Source organism: Rhodanobacter ginsenosidimutans (genome assembly GCF_042655685.1).
Lineage (GTDB): Bacteria > Pseudomonadota > Gammaproteobacteria > Xanthomonadales > Rhodanobacteraceae > Rhodanobacter > Rhodanobacter ginsenosidimutans.
In genome coordinates this window covers 1,595,178-1,611,844 of sequence record NZ_JBHSMM010000001.1, presented here as the reverse complement: position 1 = coordinate 1,611,844, position 16,667 = coordinate 1,595,178, and the positions used below count along the sequence as shown (strand labels likewise).

Here is a 16,667-nt window from a genome sequence, read left to right as displayed (position 1 = left end):
TTCTCCATTCCCGGTCGAACCCATGAAAGCTTCCGATACCAAGAAAGGCAACGTCGTCGAGCACGAAGGCACCGTGTACCAGGTGCGCGACATCGAGCGCAGCTCGCCCAGCGCGCGGGGTGGCAATGTCACCTATCGCTTCACCTTGTACTCGATCCCGGGCGGGCGCAAATACGACCTCAGCCTGCGCGCCGACGACGACATCAGGGAAATGGATCTGGTGCGCCGCGCGGCGAATTTCTCGTACATGGACGACGGTGCGTTCGTCTTCATGGATGCCGAGGATTACACCCAATACCCGCTGTCGCCCGAGCTGGTCGGCGACAACGCCGGCTACATCGTCGAAGGCATCGAGGGCTACTACGTGCAGCTGATCGACGACGCGCCGGTGGGCCTGCAGGTACCCAGCAGCGTGATCCTCACCGTGGTCGACACCGCCCCCGAAATGAAAGGTTCCAGCGCCACCAAGCGCAACAAGCCGGCAAGCCTTTCGACCGGCATCGAGATCCAGGTGCCCGAGTACATCGCCAACGGCGAGAAAGTCTGGGTAAACACCCTGACCGGCGAATTCAGTGGTCGAGCCTGACACGGAATGCCCAAAGGCATTCCGTGTCAGGCTCGGGCGAGGCAGGAAGCCGAGCGGCAGCACTCCATGGACGGCTGCTTGCCTCAGCTCACCAACGCGTTTGCGGAATGCCCAAAGGCATTCCGCGCGTCAGGCTCGGGCGAGGCAGGAAGCCGAGCGGCAGCGCTCCATGGACGGCTACTTGCCTCAGCTCACCAACGCGTTTGTGGAATGCCCAAAGGCATTCCGTGTCAGGCTCGGGCGAGGCAGGAAGCCGAGCGGCAGCGCTCCATGGATGGCTGCTTGCCTCAGCTCACCAACGCGTTTGCGGAATGCCCAAAGGCATTCCACGCGTCAGGCTCGGGCGAGGCAGGAGCCGAGCGGCAGCGCTCCATGGACGGCTACTTGCCTCAGCCCGCCATCGCGTTTGCGGAATGCCCAAAGGCATTCCGCGCGTCAGGCTCGGGCGAGGCAGGAGCCGAGCGGCAGCGCTCCATGGACGGCTACTTGCCTCAGCCCGCTTCACATGAAGTGAGCGACATTTCGCGCCCCAGGACCTCCAAAAACCACGTCATTCCAGCGAAAGCTGGAATCCAGTGACTTCCAGCCGCTGAAAGAGGCCCTGGATTCCAGCTTTCGCTGGAATGACGGGTCTGATGAGATTGTTCGCCCCCCATTGCGCGCATCAACCGAAGACGGGACGGAAACCAGGCGCGACGCGCACCCAACCCGCCCCCCACAACACCCAAAGCCTCGCCTCTCCTGCGCTACTCTCATCACGTGTAAACCCGAACCGTAGCGCCAAGGAACACCATGTCCAGCAGTGCCTACTCGCTACGCGCTCACGCGATCGAGAGCCTGGTCCGCATCAAGCGACCCGATGTGCCGTGGCGGGTGGTTGTGCGCAATACGGCGGCGGTGGCGTTGCCGCTGGCGATCGGCTTGGGCACCGGCCATCCGCAGGTGGGTCTGGGCGTGGCCGCTGGCGCGCTCAACACGATGTTCTCCGATCAGCCCGGCCCGTACCGGCAGCGCATGCGCCAGTTGCTGTTGGCGTCGCTGGCAGCCGGCACGGCCTCGTTGCTGGGGTTCCTGATCGGCGGCCATCTGCTGCCGATCCTGCTGGCCACCGCGGCGTTCGGGTTTTGTGGCGGGCTGCTGGTGGTGTTCGGCACCGATACCGCCCGGGTCGGCATGACCAGCATGATCCTGCTGGTGATCACGGCAGCCACGCCGATGCCACTGGCGCAGGCGGCCAGCGCATCCGCTTTGATTGTTTGCGGCGGCCTGTTGCTGGCGCTGTTTTCGCTGGCCGCGTGGCCGTTGCAGCGCTACTGGCCCGAGCGCCAGATACTGGCCACCGTGTACACCGGCCTGGCCGCTCAAGCCACGCAGCCATCACAGGACAACGCCGACGCGCCCGCCCTGACCGACGCGATGACGACCTTGCAGCACACCTTGCTGGGCCGGCACCGCTCGCATGGCCGGGCGATGGAGGCGTTCGGCGTGCTGCTGGAACTGGCCGAACGGATGCGGCTGGAATTCGTCGCCATGGGCGAGCTGGACGCGGACAACGACGTCTATCGCAAATTCCGCGAGCAGGCCGCCGAAGTGCTTTCGGGCATTGCCACGGCACTGGAAGAAGGCGAAACACCCACCCAGGCCACCCGCTCGCTGCAATGGTTGCAAGCGTGCGAGACCGAGATCGACGGCACCCAGCGCAGCGTCGGCATGAACCGGCACGTGCACGCGCTGACCGGCCAGCTGTCCGCCGCGGTGCGCAACGCCGACTGGGCCGGCAGCCGGGGTGAATTGCGCGCGCGGGCCGCGGAAACGCAGTTGCCCCAGGCACTGCGCAGCAGCTCCACCGTGGCCACGTTGCGCGCCAACCTCACCGTGCACTCGGTGGCGTTCCGCCATGCCATACGCACGGCCGCGTGCCTCACGGCGGCACTGTGGCTTTCGCGCCTGCTGGACCTGCCGCATGGCTACTGGCTGCCGATGACGGCGGCGATCGTGCTGCGCCCGGACTTCGCCGCCACCTTCAACTTCGGCCTGCTGCGCATGCTGGGTACGGTGGCCGGCCTGGTGGTCACCACCGTCTTGCTACATGTCACCCCCGACCAGCCGTGGGCGCATCTGCTGTTGCTGGCCATCCTGTGCATGACGTTCCGCTACCTGGCCAGCGCCCACTACGGCATCGCGGTGGCGGCGCTGACCGGCACGGTGGTGATTTTGCTGTCGTTCGATGGCGTCAATTCCGGCGTGGCGGTGATGGATCGCGTGATCAACACCACGCTGGGTTGCGGCATGGCCCTGTTCGCCTACGTCGCCTGGCCGACGTGGGAGCGCGGCCGCGCGCGCGCCGCCCTGGCCCGGATGCTGGAGGGCTACGCCGATTACCTGGCCGCGCTGGCGCAACCCGGCCAGCGCACGGCCCATCATGAAACCCGCACCGCGGCGCGGACCCGGCGCAGCAACGCGCAGGCATCGCTCGAACGCATGCGCGCCGAACCGGCCACGCCGCCCGAGCTTCTGAAAGTGGCGCGCGCCCTGTTCGCCAACGGCAACCGGCTGGCCCGCACGGCGATGACGCTGGAGGCCCTGATCGACGACAACGACGCCCTGCCCGAGCAAGGGGAAACCGGCAACTTCATCGAGCTGGTGGCGAACACGCTGCGCGAGATCGCCGATGCCCTGCGCGAACAACGCGCGCCCATCGACCTGCCCGACCTGCGCGCCCTGCAGCAGACGCTGGTGGTGTTGCTGCTGATGTCCGAGAACCGCGCTGGCGCCGACCTGCTGACCCGCATCAGCGATCGCCTGGTCGACAACGTGAACACGCTGGCCCACGTGGTGCAACAGAGTGTCACCACCTCGGATGGCCAGCGCTTGCGCTCCCACCCGGGCAAACCCACCCAGGCAACCTGAGCCGCGGCCAGGTCGGTGCGCGGCCGCTAGCGCTCCAGCTCGCGCTGCAACCAGGCCCGCGCCACGCGCCACTCCCGTTGCACGGTGCTGGTGGAGATGTCCAGCGCCGCGGCAATCTGCTCGCCGGTCATGCCCATGAAAAAGCGCATGGCCACGATGTTTGCCTGGCGCGGGTCCAGCGCAGCCAGCAGGTCGAGGCATTCGGCCAGCACGGCGTAGTCGACGTTGTCGGAAAGCTCGGCGGTGATCTCCAGCAACTGCATGCGGCCGGCTTCCTGCGGCCGCTTGGCGGCCTTGCGCCGGCGCGCCGAATCCACCAGCACTTCACGCATGGCACGCGCGGCCACGCCCAGCAGATGGTGCCGGTTGGCCCATTGCGGCGGTTCCGAGCTACCGAAAACCTTCAGGTACGCCTCGTTGACCAGGGCCGTCGCGCTGAGCGTGCGCTCCATCTGCTCGCGGTTGAGCTGGGCCTTGGCGATGCCGTGCAGCGCCGCGTACATGTGGCGCAGCGCCTCGTTCAACGCCTGCGGGTTTCCCGACTGCGCAGAATGCAGCAAGCGTGTGACTTCGGCTTGATCGCTCATCGGATTCCGCCTCTCGCGCATGGCGGCGGTTCGATGGCCGAAACCCCGACCTCACCCCGTCCAGACTGCCGCATGCAAGCCCTTATCGTAGCCGGAAAGCCGTTTGGCGTCTGGATGGATGTCACTTCCTGACGGCCTTTCTGCGCCATTCCAGCCACCGGATTGTGCGACCGCGGCACGACACCGCCGCGGCCCGGTTTTACACTGCCCGGATGCTGAAGATCGACAGCCATGCGCACATTCTCCCCCGTGACTGGCCGAATCTGGCGGCCAAGTACGGCAACGACCGTTTTCCGGTGATGACCCACTCCGACGGGCGCCATCGCATCTACAAGGGCGGCCGTTTTTTCCGCGAAGTGTGGGACTCGGCCTTCGACCCGCAGCAGCGTATCGACGATTACGCCCGCTTCGGCGTGGACGTGCAGGTGATCTCCACCGTGCCGGTGCTGTTCTCCTACTGGGCGCCGGGCTACCAGGCGCTGGAGCTGCACCGCCACCTCAACGACCACGCCGCCAGCCTGTGCCGCGACTATCCGCGCCATTACGCGGCGCTCGGCACGGTGCCGCTGCAGGCGCCGGAGCTGGCGATCGCCGAGCTGGAACGCTGCATCGACGAGCTGGGGCTGCAAGGCGTGCAGATCGGCTCCCACTGCGGCGACTGGAACCTGGACGCGCCGCAGCTGTTCCCGTTCTTCGAGGCCGCCGCCGATCTCGGCGCCGCCGTGATGGTGCACCCGTGGGACATGATGGGCACCGCCACCATGCCCAAGTACTGGCTGCCCTGGCTGGTCGGCATGCCGGCCGAGCAATCGCGCGCCGCCTGCTGCCTGGCGTTCGGCGGCGTGCTGGAGCGGCTACCGAAACTGCGGGTGATGCTGGCCCACGGCGGCGGCAGTTTTCCCTACACCATCGGCCGCATCGAGCACGGCTTCCGCATGCGCCCGGACCTGGTCGCCACCGACAACCCGCGCAACCCGCGCGACTACCTGAAGCGATTCTATTTCGACTCCTGCGTGCACGACGAGCAGGCCTTGCGATATCTGCTGGATGTGACGGGCGTCGAGCAGGTCATGCTCGGTACCGATTATCCTTTCCCACTGGGGGAACAGCAGCCCGGCAGCGGCATCGAGGAACTGGCACGCGGCGACGCCGATCGCGCCCGCCTGTTCCACGGTACCGCGCTGGAATGGCTGGGCCTGCCCAAACACCGTTTCGCCCCTGACGCCCCACCATCGGAGCAAGCATGATCTTCCCGCGTACCGTCCTTATCGCCAGCGCCATGCTGCTGGCCGCCAGCGTGCACGCCGCCGACGTGAGCATGGCCAATGGCCAGGTCCACTTCACCACCCCCAATGGCTGGCTGGACATCATGGAAACCGAGGGCGACCCCGAGGCGCGCGTCTTCCAGGTGCCGGACCCCTCGCCCACCGCGCAAAGCAGCTTGGCCCGCGTCACCGTGACGGTGAAGCAGACCGCCGACATCCCCGCCTTCCAGCAGTACGTCGGCGAGGCCACCGCCAAGGCCGCCGCCCTGCCCGGCTACACGGCCACCGCCCACGGCGGCGCGAACAACACCTATACCTACACCGCGCAGGAAGCCGGGGCGCAGTTCAACTACAGCGAGCGCTACTGGTACAAGGGCAACCATTCGATCCAGCTGCGTTGCGTACGGCCGCAGCAGAGCCAGGCCGGTGCCACCTGGGCAGCGGCATTCGACAAGGGCTGCGATGCGATCGCCGCGCAACTGAAGTAACCGCGAAACGCATCCGCCGCGAGGACAGTTCATCCATGCACGATTACCAAGCCAGCGCCGCCTGGACGCAGGCCCGCGACGCCGCCGATCCCCTACGCCACTTCCGCGACGAGTTCCTGATTCCGCCGCACGAGGACGGCAGTGGCCGCGCGGTCGATTCCGTCTATTTCTGCGGCAACTCGCTGGGCCTGCAGCCTCGCGCCGTACGCGAGGCGGTCAACGCGGAGCTGGATTACTGGGGCGAGCTGGGCGTGGAAGGCCATTTCAAGGGCCGCCTGCCGTGGATGGATTACCACGAGTTCCTGCGCGACGACCTGGCAGCCATCGTCGGCGCGCAACCGGGCGAAGTGGTGACGATGAACACGCTTGGCGTGAACCTGCACCTGATGATGGTCAGCTTCTACCGCCCCACGCCCGCGCGTTCCGCGATCCTGATCGAGGCGGGCGCATTTCCTACCGACCGCTATGCGGTGGAGTCGCAGATCCGCTTCCACGGCTTCGATCCCGCACGCGACCTGATCGAGATCGAACCGGACGAACCCAACGGCACCTTGTCGCTGGCGGCGATCGAGCAGGTCCTGGCCGAGCACGGCGCGCGCACGGCCCTGGTGATGCTGCCGGGCGTGCAATACCGCAACGGGCAGGCGTTCGACTTGGCGGCGATCACCGCGCTGGCGCATCGACACGGCTGCAAGGTGGGCTTCGACCTGGCCCACGCGGTGGGCAACCTGCCGCTGCAGCTGCATGACAGCGGCGCCGATTTCGCGATCTGGTGCAGCTACAAATTCCTCAACGGCGGACCTGGCGCCATCGGCGGCGCATTCGTTCATGCGCGCCACGCCAACGCCGTGCTGCCCCGCTTCGCCGGCTGGTGGGGCCACGACAAGGCCACGCGGTTCCAGATGGGGCCAGAGTTCATCCCCACGGCCGGTGCCGACGGCTGGCAACTGTCCAATCCGCCAATCCTGGCGCTGGCCCCGTTGCGCGTATCGCTGGAAGTTTTTCGCCGCGCCGGCATGGCCCGCCTGCGCGAAAAATCGGTGCGACTCACCGGCTATCTTGAATGGCTGGTGCACACGCAGTTGAACGACCTGCTGCACGTGGTGACACCCGAAGAACCCGAACGCCGTGGCGCACAACTGTCCATCCGCGTTACCGACGGCCGCGAGCGCGGCCGGGCACTGTTCGAGTACCTGATGCAACACGGCATCATCGGCGACTGGCGCGAGCCGGACGTGATCCGCATCTCACCGGTGCCGCTGTACAACCGCTTTGCCGATTGCCTGGCGTTTGCACATGCGGTTCGACGCTGGCATGACGCATCCGCTTGACCGGCAACACCATCCGACACTGCTGAACATCGATTTCATCGGACGTTGAGTTGCATTGCGCCATCGTGGAGCTTTCGACCACGACGGAGTCCGCCATGAAGAACGACGCGCCGAACCAGGGTGACCTGCGCAAGCTTGGAGAGCTCATCGACGATATCGAGGTGGCGATGCTGACCACGCGAGCCGCGGACAATTCACTGGTCAGCCGCCCGCTGGAAACGCTCAAGCTGGACGCGAACGGAGAGCTGATTTTCTTTACCGCCGCCAACAGCCACAAGGTGGCGGAACTCACCGACGACCATGAGGTGAATCTCGCCTACGCGCACCCGGGCGAGCATCGCTACGTGTCGGTACGCGGCCGAGCCCGCATGGATCGGGAGGCCGACACCATCAATGAACTCTGGTCGCCCGCGCAAAAGGTGTTTTTCCCCGACGGCAAGGACGATCCCAACCTGATGGTGCTGCGCGTGCAGGTACGCGATGCCAGTTATTGGGAGGCAGGAAATTTCGTCGAACGGGCGCTCGACCTGGCGCGCGGCATGATCAGCGACGCGCCCGGCGACATCGGCGAGCACGGCCATCTGGAAGGCTGAATCACCGCGTCCGCCCCCATGCCCTACCAGGCGAGCGTGCAGGAGCGCACCCTGTGCGCGATGCTCTTCGTTACCCAACCAAAGGCATCGCGCACAGGGTGCGCTCCTACAAATCCACGCGTCCCTACGCGCGACTTTGCGGATGCCGCACCTGGCCGTCCCCGCGCACCACGAAACGTTCGATAGTGAGCGACTCGGCACCCATCGGGCCGTAGGCGTGCAGGCGCGTGGTGGAAATGCCGATTTCCGAACCCAGCCCCAATTCGCCACCATCGGAGAAACGCGACGACGCGTTGACCATCACCACCGCACTGCGCAGCGCGTGCACGAATGCGTCGGCCGTCCCCTGGTCGGTGGTGGCGATGACCTCGGTGTGATCGGAGCCGTAGCGGCGGATATGCGCGATGGCATCGTCCGCGCTATCCACCACACGAATGGCCAGGATCAGGTCGAGGAATTCGGCGGCGTAGTCGTCCTCGCTGGCGACGGCCATGTCCGGCACCTGCTCGCGGCTGCGTTCGTCGCCGCGCAGTTCGACACCGCGCTGGCGCAGCGCTGCCGCGGCCTTCGGCAGGAACTCGGCGGCCACATCGCGATGTACCAGCAGCGTCTCCAGCGCGTTGCATACACCGGGCCGCGAAGTCTTGCCGTCGATCAGCAGATCCAGCGCGAGCGTGAGGTCCGCTGCCTTGTCCACGTAGAGATGGCAGACGCCCTTGTAGTGCTTGATCACCGGCACGCGCGCGTGTTCGGTGACGAAACGGATCAGGCCTTCGCCGCCGCGCGGGATGGCCAGGTCGATGATGTCGGCCAGCTGCAGCAGTTCGACCATCGTCTCGCGGCGCAAATCTTCGACGAGAGTGACGGCCGCGGCGGGAATGCCATGCTTCTGCAGCGCCACATGCAGCGCTGCCGCGATCGCGGTGTTCGAATGCAGCGCTTCGGAACCACCGCGCAGGATGACCGCATTGCCGGCCTTCAGGCACAGCGCCGCGGCATCGGCGGTGACGTTGGGACGTGCTTCGTAAATCATCGTGATCACGCCCAGCGGAATGCGCACGCGCTCGATCGCCAGCCCGTTGGGCAGTTGATCGCGCCGCGTCACCTGACCCACCGGATCAGGCAGGTCGGCCACCTCGCGCACAGCGTTGGCGATGGTCGCGACGCGCCCCGCATCCAGACGCAGCCGGTCGAGCATCGCGCCCTGCACGCCCTTGGCGGCGGCCTGCGCCATGTCTTTTTCGTTGGCGGCAAGGATGGTATCGGTCTGGCTGTCGATCGCCTGGGCCATGTCCAGCAGCAGCAGGCGCCGGGCGGTGTTGTCGAGCGCCGCGATGGCGGTGGCGGCGTCGCGGCAGGCCAGGGCCTGGGTACGGATGTCGCTCATGCGTATTCTCCTGTCAGCAACCCGGTATCGCCCAGCGTGGCCAGGTCGTCGCGATGGACGACGTTTTCGCCATAGCTGTAACCGAGGCGGTCGCCGATGTCCCGGGTGTGGGTTCGTGCGATGCGATTGATTTCCGCCGCGCCATATTGCGCGATGCCGCGGGCGATGACGTGCAGCATGCCATCATCGCCGCCCGTGACGATCTCGACCATGTCGCCACGCTGGAACATGCCATCCGCACGGATGATGCCCATGGGCAGCAACGATGCCCCCTCGCGCACGATGGCGTGCGCGGCGCCGGCATCGACGTGGATATGGCCCGTCACCGCCGGCATGTGCCGCAGCCAGTATTTGCGCGCATGCAGGCGGGTGGCGCTGGTATGCAGCAGCGTGCCGCGCAGCTGGCCGCGCGCAAGCAGGCTCACCACTTCGCTGTCGCGGCCGTTGAACAGCGCGGTCTGGATACCCGCCGTCGCGGCTTTCTCCGCCGCCTCCAGCTTGGTGCGCATGCCGCCCGTGCCCACGGACGACCCGGCGCAGCCCGCCATCGCCATGATCCCGGTAGTGAGTTCGAGCACTTCGTTGACTGGCTCGGCATCGGGATTCGTGCGCGGGTCGGCCGTATACAGGCCGTCGATGTCGGTGGCGATCAGCAGCAGGTCGGCGTCGACCAGTGCCGCCACGATGGCCGCGAGATTGTCGTTGTCGCCCAGGGTGAGCTCGTCGATGGCCACGGTATCGTTCTCGTTCACCACGGGCATGATCTTGTAGTTGAGCAGCTCGCTCAGCGTGGCGCGCGCGTTGAGGTAGCGGCGCCGGTCGCGCAGGTCGTCATGGGTCAACAGCACCTGCGCCAGCGGATGGTCGAACAGGCGTTGCCACAACGCCACGGTCTGCGTCTGGCCCAGCGCCGCCATGGCCTGTCGGGCGGCATTGCTGGTGTCTTCGTGGGAATGGTCGCGCAGCATCAGGCGGCCGGCGGCGACGGCGCCCGACGACACCAGCACGATCTCGCGACCGTCGGCGTGGCAGGCTGAAATGAATTGTGCAAGGCCCAGGGCGTAGCGCGTACTGAGTCCGCCAGTGTCGGCGGCGAGCAGGCTGCTACCCACTTTCAATACGGCGCGCCGCCATGGCGGCAGGGTTTGTGGTGTGAATGGTCGTGTCTGGGTCATCGTCCTCTACAAGTGGCCAAGGGAAATGCAACGTCGTGAATCCCGCATTTTAACCGATGCCCGCCGCGGGGTCGGCGGGGTGACTTCCAGCTAGCGCTGCGGCAACGCATCGCCGGTGGCATCGGTGAGGGTTGCCATGTCGTCGCGATGCACTACCTCGTCGCCATAGCTGTAGCCGAGCACGGTTTCAATCTCGCGGCTGTGCCGGCCCGCCAGGCGTCGCACCTCGGCGGCCGAGTACTGGCTCAACCCACGCGCCACCGATTGGCCGTCCATATCGATAATCTCGACCAGGTCGCCGCGATGAAACTCGCCCTCGGCACCGGTCATGCCACCAGGCAGCAGCGAGGCGTGGCCGCCGGCCAGCGCGCGTGCCGCGCCTGCGTCGATACGGATGCTGCCGAGTGCGGCGGGCGCGTGACGCAGCCAGTGCTTGCGCGCATGCATTCGCGTGCTTGCCGCGGCAACAAGGGTACCGTGCAACATGCCATGCTGCAGCGCCTCTACCGTGGCAGCGTCGCGGCCGCTGAACAATGCGGTGGGAATGCCGGCGGTTGCCGCGCGCGCCGCGGCCTGCAACTTGGTGCGCATGCCGCCGGTGCCGACCTTGCTGCCGCTGCCGCCGGCCATCGCCATGATCTGCGGGGTCAGGGCAGGAATCTTCGCGAACGGCACGGCATCAGGGTGATGCCGGGGATCTGCGCTGTACAGCGCATCGACGTCGGACGCGATCAACAGCAGGTCGGCATCGACCAGGGTGGCCACGATGGCGGCCAGGTTGTCATTGTCGCCCAGCTTCAACTCATCCACCGACACGGTGTCGTTCTCGTTGATCACCGGCAACACATCCAGCGCCAGCAGCTCGCGCAAGGTGGCACGCGCGTTGAGATAGCGGCGGCGATTGCGCACATCGTCGTGGGTCAGCAGCACCTGGGCCACCGACTGCGACGCCAGCGATTGCCACAGCGCGATCATCGGCGCCTGCCCCAGCGCCGCCAGCGCCTGTCGCGCCGCGATATCCGGGCCCGCGCCCGACTTCGCCCGCAACATGGCCCGTCCGGCGGCCACGGCGCCCGAGGACACCAGCACCACCTGACGGCCCGCGCGATGGCTGGCCGCCATGAAATCCGCCAGCGCGGCCGCGTACTGCGGCGTAAGCCCGCCGCCATCGGCCGCCAGCAGGTTGCTGCCGACTTTCAGCACGGCCCGCTTCCACGCGGGCAGAGGCTGGGCGGGCAAGCTTCGGGTTGCCGGATTCATCGCTCGCTTCCCGACAAGACGATCGAGGTGGAACGAGCAAACATGCGGACGGCCGGATGGACGTCTGGACGTCCATGATGCCGCATGCCCGCACGATGCAACGCCTTTGCCGAATGGACTGTGGACATCTCCCCTTCCCTCTCCATGCCGATCTTGTTCAGCCGCGTATGGCGTCGAGGCGCTGTTGCACCTGGTCGAGCTTCAGGTCATGGCCAGAACCGGGCGAGACGCGCGCCTGCAGGCTGGACTCGGGCGTGCGCCCGGCACCGGCCGCGCTGGCGGCTTCGGCGGCGGCGCGGTACGCATCGCGGAATGGCACGCCGGCCGCTGCCTGCTCGATCGCCACGTCGGTGGCGTACATCGACGGCTCGATCGCCGCACGCATGGCCGGCTCGTTCCACTGGAAACGTGCCAGCAGATCGGGCACCAGCTCCAGCGCCGACAAGCCGTGCGTCACGCCATGAAACAGCGAGCCCTTGGAAAACTGCAGGTCGCGCTGATAACCCGAGGGCAGCGACAGCAACTGCTCGATCTCGCAGCGCGCCGCCGCCACACTGGCATAGCTGGCGCGCAGCAATTCGATCACGTCCGGATTGCGCTTGTTCGGCATGATCGAGCTGCCGGTGGTGTACTCGGCCGGCAGTTTCACGAAATTGAATTCGGCGGTGGTGAACAGCGACAGATCCCACGCCATGCGGCGCAGATCCAGCAGCGCACTGGCAATCGACTCCAGCACCGCCATCTCGAATTTTCCGCGCGACAACTGCGCGTAGACCGGCGACACCTGCATGCGGGCGAAGCCCAGCGCCTGTGTGGTGTGCGCGCGGTCCAGCGGAAGATTCACGCCATAGCCGGCGGCGGTGCCCAGCGGGTTGGCGTCGATCCACACGGCGGTCTGCTGCGCGCGCAGCGCGTTGTCGGTGAAACCCTCGGCAAATCCCGCGAACCACATCGCGGTGGACGACACCACGGCACGCTGCAAGTGCGTATAGCCCGGCAGCGGCAACGTCGGTTCCGCCGCACGATCCAGGCAGACCTGGGCGATGTCGTGGCACAGCGTCTGCAGCGTGGCCAGCTTTTCCTTCAGCCAAAGCCGGGTGGCCACCAGGATCTGGTCGTTGCGGCTGCGCCCGGTATGCACGCGGCGGCCGGCGTCGCCAAGTCGTTCGGTAAGTCGCGCCTCGATCGCGGAATGGCCGTCTTCATGGCGCTCATCCAGCACGAACGCGCCGCTGCGGAAATCCTCGGCCAGCGCATCCAGCTCGCGCTTCAGCGCCGCCGCCTCGTCCGCGCCGACCACGCCGATGTTCGCCAGGCCTTCCACATGTGCCTTGCTGGCGGTGATGTCATGCAGGAAGAACTCGCGGTCCAGCAACACGTCGTTGCCGGCCAGGAACTGCATGATCTTCGCATCGATCTTGATGCCGTCTTTTTGCCAGAGGGGCTGGGTCATCGTAGGAAATCCTGTAGGAGCGCACCCTGTGCGCGATGGCTTTGACGAGGCCTTGTGGAAGAGCTTTCGCGCACGGGGTGCGCTCCTACACCGGTATGCCGGTGTACTCGTCCACGCCCAGCGCGCGGTTGATGTTCTGCATGGCCTGGGTGGCGGCGCCTTTCAGCAGGTTGTCCAGCGTCGCCACCACGACTACCCGCTTGCCATCGGCCGAGACCGCAAAGCCGCCGACTTCGGCACGATGCGTGTGGGCCACGCGGCTCACCCACGGCGCTTCGTCGGTGACATCCACCAGCTTTTCGCCGTCGTAGGCGGCGTGGAAGCGCGCCAGCACATCCTCGCGCTTCACCGAACGCGACAAGTACAGGTTGGTAGTGACGGTAAGCCCGCGGAAATGCGGTGCCACGTGCGGCATGAATTCCACCGGCAGGCCGAGATGGCGACTGGCCTCCTTCTCGTGCATGTGGCCAGTCAATGCATACGGCATCAGGTTGTCGCGCAGCTTTTCCGGATCGTTCTTGTCCGACGGCGTGGTGCCGGCGCCGGAGTAACCCGATACGCCAAAGCACACCGGCGGCGCCGCCAGCAGATCCTTCAGCGGTGTTACCGAAAGCTCGATCGCGGTGGCGTAGCAACCGGGATTGCTGATGCGCTTTTCGCCGCGCCAGCGGCCGCGGGTCAGCTCGGGCAGGCCGTAATACCAATGGTCGTCGAAGCGGTAATCCGCCGACAGGTCGAGCAGCAGCGTGTCGGGCCGGCTGGCCTCGATCGCGGCCACATACGGCGCCGCCTTGCCATTGGGCAACGCCAGGATCACCACGTCGGCCTTCTGCGCCGCCACGGCGTCGGCGTCGAGGCTGGCGTAGCGCAGCTCACCGGCAAAACCCTCGACGTGATCGGCCACGCGCTCGCCATCGAGTTCGCGCGAGGAGACGAAGGACAGCTCCAGCGCCGGGTGCGCCGCGATGAGGCGGATCAACTCCATGCCGGTGTGCCCGCGTGCGCCCACGATGCCGATGCTCTTTTTTTCCGTGCTCATGATTCCCGATCCAGCAGTGTCGGCTGCCGCGTGGCGCAATGGGCCACGCAACGGCCGATGTCATCGAAATTGTCCAGCCCGTACCAGAACACCTTCCAGCGCTCCTGCTTGAGGCTGCCGTCGGACTCGGCGTAATAGAACGGGTTGATCGCGTTGCCGTGGCGCGAACGCCAGAACAGCCGCGGATGCGCCTCGCGCATCACCTGCCACACGGCGCGACCCAGGCCTTCGCCCTGCGCGTCGTCGAGCACCGCGAATTTGTCGAGATACGGCATACCGCCCTCTTCGGTGAGGATCATCGCGGCGCGGTAATTCTCGCTGACGTAAACACAACGCGGCTTGGTGCGCTCGAAGTAATCGGCCACCAGCATGCGACCGAAACTGGACTCGATCAGCGCGCGCAGCCGATCCAGGTCGATACCTTCCCACGAGTCGTATTTCAGGACGCGCTCACCGCGACGCACCAGCGTGCCCGAACCCTTGTGGGTGAACAGCTCCTTGGCCAGCTCGGACGGCCGCGTGATCGACACCGACGAGGTCAGCGGCAGGTCGGACAACAGGTCGGCGATCTGCTCGATCTTCAGTCGCATGCCGCCGTTGATCCACGGCTGCGCCATCAGATGGTCATACTCGGTGCTGAGGTTGATCGAATCGATCACCTTGCCCTTCTCGTCCAGCAAGCCGCCGGTGCCGGTGAGGAACACGATCTTGTACGGCTGCAGCACGCGCACCAGTTCGTTGGCGGCGAAGTCGGCGTTGATGTTGAGGATCTGCCCGCTCGGCGTTTCGCCGAGGCTGGCGATCACCGGGATCGAACCGGCACGCAGGCTGGCATCGATCGGTGCCAGGTTGATGCTGTCCACCTTGCCGACCAGGCCGTACACGGACTGATCCAGGTAGCTGGACGCGAACACGCCCGACGGCACCGAGGTGGCACGCGCGTCCATGCCTTGCAGCGCTTCCACCAACCGCAGGTTCTGCGCCTGGAACACCTTGCGCACGATCGCCAGCGCTTCGGGCGAGGTGACCCGCAGGCCGTTGACGGTCTCCTTCACGATGCCCGCGGCGGACAACTCCTCGTCCAGTTGCGGACCGGCACCGTGCAGCACGATCGGCGTCAGGCCGACCTGCTGCAGGAAGGTCAGCGACGAGGTCAACGCGGACAGGTCGTCGCGCAACACCGCGCCGCCGACTTTCACCACGGCAAAGCGCTTGGCGTCCAGTTGCGAAAAGCGCTTCAGGTACTGCTGGATTTCCTTCGCGCTGCCCATGCTCGAAAGCAGGCGCACGATGGTCTGACGGGTACTCTTGTTATGCATTTCCACGATCGACGATCCGGTAGATGGTTTGTGCGTACTGCTGCAATTGGTCCAGCGCCACCCATTCGTCGGCGCTGTGCGCCTGGGCGATGTCGCCGGGGCCATAGACGAAGGCGGTATAGCCAGCGGCGGAGAACAGCGCCGCTTCGGTCCAGAAGTCCACCGCGTTGCCGACCGGGATACCCAGCTCGTCGGCCAGGTCGCGCGCGCGCAGGCGGCGCTCCTCGGCCCGCGCCGTGTCGCCTGCCGGCAGCGAGGGGCCGCGGAAGGTCTCCTCGAAATGCGCAGGCGCCGGTTCGGCCAAGGCGCGGAAGTTTTCCAGCAGACCGTCAGGCTGCATCGTGGGCAGCGGCCGCATGCCGAAGCGCAGCTCGGCGCTGGGCGCGATCATGTTGGCCTTGATGCCGCCTTCGATACGGCCGATGTTGAAGCGCAGACCGGTGAGGCCGCCGAAACGCTCATGCGACTGCGCGTCCACGAAATCCAGCGCCGCATCACCCCAGCGCACCGCCTGGTGCAGCGCGCTGTCGCTGGCCTTCTGCTCGCCCGAGGCATGGCCGGCGTGGCCGGCGAAGCGCATCAGCACCGACTGGATGCCGCGATGCGCCAGCACGGCCTCACCCTTGGTCGGCTCGGCAATGATCACTGCTTGATAGCTCCCCTCTCCCTTTGGGAGAGGGGTCGGGGGAGAGGGTACGGCCGGAGTCATACCGTTAGCTCCGCCCGCACCCTCACCCCGACCCTCCCCCACAGGGAGAGGGGGAAAAGCACGGAGAAAACCCGCGATGCACCGAGGATCGTTGGCTTCCTCATCGGTGGAGAACAACAGCGCCATGTCGCCGTCGCTGGCATTGGCCACGGCCACCAACGCCGCCGCCGCGCCCTTGATGTCACAGGCACCAAGGCCGATCGCCCGATCCGACGTGACACGCAACGCATGCGGATCGGCCGTCCACGCCGGCGAATCGGGCACCGTATCCAGATGCACGTTGAACAGGTATTTCGGCTGGCCACGCACCGCGTGCAGGCTCACCGCACCGGCGCCGTGATCGGTCACGGTCACGTCAAAGCCAGGCAACTGAGCGCGCAGGTAATCGAAGATGCCGCCGGTGTCGATCACCCGCGGTGGGTTACGCGTGTCGAAGCCGACCAGCGCACGCAGGTGCGCCAGAGTCGCCTCGAGCAACGCGCTCATCGGACAACCTCACGCTGCAAAGCCCCTCTCCCTGTGGGAGAGGGATTGGGGAGAGGGTACGGGCGAAGCGAGGCTTCGA

The 16,667-nt window shown here is 66.5% G+C and carries 14 protein-coding genes; 6 read left to right on the top strand and 8 right to left on the bottom strand.

Translation table 11 applies throughout. The features are described from left to right. The first annotated feature begins 22 nt into the window (after positions 1 to 22). Complete coding sequence (gene efpL / locus ACFPK0_RS07040) at positions 23 to 586, top strand: elongation factor P-like protein EfpL (protein WP_056079900.1); 564 nt, start codon at positions 23 to 25, stop codon at positions 584 to 586. A 792-nt stretch (positions 587 to 1,378) separates the two neighbouring features. Beyond that, positions 1,379 to 3,496: an FUSC family protein gene (locus ACFPK0_RS07035; protein WP_377339337.1), complete on the top strand. Its 2,118-nt coding sequence runs from the start codon at positions 1,379 to 1,381 to the stop codon at positions 3,494 to 3,496. Positions 3,497 to 3,522: 26 nt separating this feature from the next. Here ACFPK0_RS07035 and ACFPK0_RS07030 read toward each other — a convergent pair whose 3' ends face one another. After that, complete coding sequence (locus ACFPK0_RS07030; protein ID WP_056079905.1) at positions 3,523 to 4,083, bottom strand: ECF-type sigma factor; 561 nt, start codon at positions 4,081 to 4,083, stop codon at positions 3,523 to 3,525. 212 nt (positions 4,084 to 4,295) lie between these two features. Here ACFPK0_RS07030 and ACFPK0_RS07025 point away from each other — a divergent pair, with 212 nt between their 5' ends. From ACFPK0_RS07025 to ACFPK0_RS07010, 4 genes are all read left to right on the top strand, one after another. Further along, the gene (locus ACFPK0_RS07025; protein ID WP_377339335.1) at positions 4,296 to 5,330 is read left to right on the top strand and encodes an amidohydrolase family protein; all 1,035 of its coding nucleotides are present in this window, start codon (positions 4,296 to 4,298) and stop codon (positions 5,328 to 5,330) included. Next, positions 5,327 to 5,836 (top strand): hypothetical protein, encoded by a 510-nt coding sequence (locus tag ACFPK0_RS07020; RefSeq protein WP_056079909.1) that lies wholly within the window; start codon positions 5,327 to 5,329, stop codon positions 5,834 to 5,836. Before ACFPK0_RS07025 ends, ACFPK0_RS07020 begins: the two co-directional genes overlap by 4 nt. 35 nt (positions 5,837 to 5,871) lie before the next feature. Beyond that, on the top strand, positions 5,872 to 7,167 hold the full coding sequence (gene kynU / locus ACFPK0_RS07015) for a kynureninase (protein ID WP_377339332.1): 1,296 nt from the start codon (positions 5,872 to 5,874) through the stop codon (positions 7,165 to 7,167). A 95-nt stretch (positions 7,168 to 7,262) separates the two neighbouring features. Further along, positions 7,263 to 7,760 (top strand): pyridoxamine 5'-phosphate oxidase family protein, encoded by a 498-nt coding sequence (locus ACFPK0_RS07010; RefSeq protein ID WP_377339330.1) that lies wholly within the window; start codon positions 7,263 to 7,265, stop codon positions 7,758 to 7,760. Between the two features lie 124 nt (positions 7,761 to 7,884). Here ACFPK0_RS07010 and ACFPK0_RS07005 read toward each other — a convergent pair whose 3' ends face one another. From ACFPK0_RS07005 to ACFPK0_RS06975, 7 genes are all read right to left on the bottom strand, one after another. Then, positions 7,885 to 9,147: a glutamate-5-semialdehyde dehydrogenase gene (locus ACFPK0_RS07005; protein WP_056079920.1), complete on the bottom strand. Its 1,263-nt coding sequence runs from the start codon at positions 9,145 to 9,147 to the stop codon at positions 7,885 to 7,887. Beyond that, the gene (gene proB, locus ACFPK0_RS07000; protein ID WP_056079923.1) at positions 9,144 to 10,322 is read right to left on the bottom strand and encodes a glutamate 5-kinase; all 1,179 of its coding nucleotides are present in this window, start codon (positions 10,320 to 10,322) and stop codon (positions 9,144 to 9,146) included. Before proB (ACFPK0_RS07000) ends, ACFPK0_RS07005 begins: the two co-directional genes overlap by 4 nt. 90 nt (positions 10,323 to 10,412) lie before the next feature. After that, positions 10,413 to 11,582 carry a glutamate 5-kinase gene (gene proB, locus ACFPK0_RS06995; protein ID WP_377339327.1) on the bottom strand — a complete coding sequence of 390 codons (1,170 nt, stop codon included), beginning with the start codon at positions 11,580 to 11,582 and terminating at the stop codon, positions 10,413 to 10,415. 157 nt (positions 11,583 to 11,739) lie between these two features. Next, positions 11,740 to 13,035, bottom strand: a complete 1,296-nt coding sequence (gene argH / locus ACFPK0_RS06990) for an argininosuccinate lyase (RefSeq protein WP_377339325.1) — start codon at positions 13,033 to 13,035, stop codon at positions 11,740 to 11,742. Positions 13,036 to 13,120: 85 nt separating this feature from the next. Then, the gene (gene argC / locus ACFPK0_RS06985) at positions 13,121 to 14,074 is read right to left on the bottom strand and encodes an N-acetyl-gamma-glutamyl-phosphate reductase (protein WP_377339323.1); all 954 of its coding nucleotides are present in this window, start codon (positions 14,072 to 14,074) and stop codon (positions 13,121 to 13,123) included. Further along, a complete protein-coding gene (locus ACFPK0_RS06980; protein ID WP_377339321.1) occupies positions 14,071 to 15,393 on the bottom strand; it encodes an acetylglutamate kinase in 1,323 nt (440 codons plus the stop codon). The genes argC and ACFPK0_RS06980 overlap by 4 nt, the downstream gene beginning before the upstream one ends. After that, complete coding sequence (locus tag ACFPK0_RS06975; protein WP_377339319.1) at positions 15,386 to 16,588, bottom strand: acetylornithine deacetylase; 1,203 nt, start codon at positions 16,586 to 16,588, stop codon at positions 15,386 to 15,388. Before ACFPK0_RS06975 ends, ACFPK0_RS06980 begins: the two co-directional genes overlap by 8 nt. Between the last annotated feature and the right edge of the window lie 79 nt (positions 16,589 to 16,667).